Genomic DNA, 1,354 nt, shown 5'->3' with positions numbered 1-1,354 from the left:
GAATTAAGGGCACCTCTATTAATTGCCCCTAATCCGGTAAAATAACAGCATCACAGGGAAACGGGAAGAAATCCATGCAACCCAGCTTTTTTGATCAGGAAAATCGGTTAGCCCAACTGGAGAAACTGGGTGATCCACTGCCCCGACTGGATAGCATCGTGGATTGGGATGAGTTCAAGCCGATTCTCAAGATGATCTACCAGAAGAAAAGGAAAAGCAATGCCGGCAGGAAGCCCTGGGATACCGTGTTGATGTTCAAAATGCTGGTACTACAATCGCTTTATAACCTGTCAGATGATCAAACGGAATATCAGGTTCGGGATCGGTTGTCCTTTCACCGGTTTCTGGGGCTGAACCCGGATGATACCGTGCCGGATTCCAAGACCTTATGGCTGTTTCGTGAGCAGCTGGCGCAGCATGGTTTGGTGGAGAAGTTGTTCGATGCCTTTGATCAGCAACTCTGGTATTCCGGTTTTATTCCCAAAGGTGGCCAGATCATTGATGCCAGCTTGGTCAATGTGCCGAAGAACCGGAATAAGCGCGATGAAAACAAAGCCATCAAGGAAGGTAACACGCCAGAGGGTTGGGATGAAAAGCCCAACATGAAATGCCAGAAAGACCTGGATGCCCGCTGGACCAAAAAGCATGGCAAGAGTCATTATGGCTACAAGAACCACATCAGTATCGACAAGCAGGACAAATTGATTCGCCGCTATAAGGTGACGAATGCCGCGGTTCATGACAGCCAGGTATTTGATGAAGTTCTGGATGAAGAAAACAGCGGTCGATCTGTTTGGGCTGATTCAGCGTATCGCTCCGAAAAACAGGAAAAGCAGCTGAAAGAAAAAGGCTACACCAGCCGCATTCATTACAAAGGAACCCGGGCCAGGGCATTGAACAAAAGAGAGCAAACGGCCAATCATGCCCGGTCAAAAACAAGAGTCCGGGTTGAGCATGTTTTTGGTGATCAAAGTAACACCCAGGGTGGCATATTGGTTCTCACCAAAGGCATGGCACGAGCGGCTGTGAAAATAGGGATGATGAATCTGACCTATAACATGCGTCGATTGAGATTTCTGCTCAGGGATCAATCTGTCCAATGTGCGGGATTACGCGATATATGGCGTAATCCCGGCGAAATAATGAAAAATCTGATGAAGATTTGTCGGTAATATTGTCATTCGGAATATTCTGGGAAATTGGTCTGCTCAGAACGAATTAATCGAGGCGCCCTTAAGAGAATATCCGGGCCTGTCATGGGTAAAAAAGGGAAGCTATATTCCGAGAAACTCAGTGACATATACTTTCAATAAGGATAATGACAATGTGCGCTTTGCAAGGCAGGATGCGGGAA

At 47.0% G+C, this 1,354-nt stretch carries 1 pseudogene; it reads left to right on the top strand.

Features of this window, described 5'->3' with window-relative positions:
- Window positions 1-74: 74 nt before the first annotated feature.
- Window positions 75-1,085: pseudogene (locus ACOCD2_RS20135) on the top strand (IS5 family transposase); the annotation flags it as partial.
- Between the last annotated feature and the right edge of the window lie 269 nt (window positions 1,086-1,354).

The organism is Thiolapillus sp. (assembly GCF_048562965.1).
Classification (GTDB): Bacteria; Pseudomonadota; Gammaproteobacteria; order Chromatiales; family Chromatiaceae; genus Thiolapillus; species Thiolapillus brandeum_A.
Note: the sequence above shows the minus strand (reverse complement) of the source record. Positions and strands in the feature narration are given on the sequence as shown.